The organism is Leucobacter musarum subsp. musarum (assembly GCF_001273845.1).
Classification (GTDB): domain Bacteria; phylum Actinomycetota; class Actinomycetes; order Actinomycetales; family Microbacteriaceae; genus Leucobacter; species Leucobacter musarum.
This window is the reverse complement of record NZ_JHBW01000105.1, coordinates 1-275: the sequence shown is the minus strand read 5'-3', so window position 1 is coordinate 275 and position 275 is coordinate 1. Positions and strand designations below refer to the sequence as shown.

Sequence of the window (275 nt, the reverse complement as noted above, 5' to 3'; positions counted from 1 at the left end):
ATCTCAAGGTGATCGGTCTGTTGCGCGTGATGTTTGACCCGCGCGTGACGTTGCAGCAGCAGGTCTCGTCGCAACTCGAATCGCACTTCGGCGACAAGGTGTTCAAGACGGTCATCCCGCGCAATGTGCGTCTGGCCGAAGCGCCGTCGTACGGCATGCCGGGCGTGGCGTTTGACGTGGCATCGAAGGGGGCCAAGGCCTATCTGGATTTCGGTGCCGAGATGATCGCGCGCGTGCGGCAGATGGCCGACACGCCGGCCTGAGCGGTAAGAGGA

Annotated in this window: 1 protein-coding gene; it reads left to right on the top strand. The window is 62.9% G+C overall.

Translation table 11 applies throughout. The annotated features are described in order from the left end of the window. Positions 1-263 (top strand): ParA family protein (locus CH42_RS14340; protein WP_162231096.1); only part of this gene is annotated, 263 nt, incomplete at its 5' end. Between the last annotated feature and the right edge of the window lie 12 nt (positions 264-275).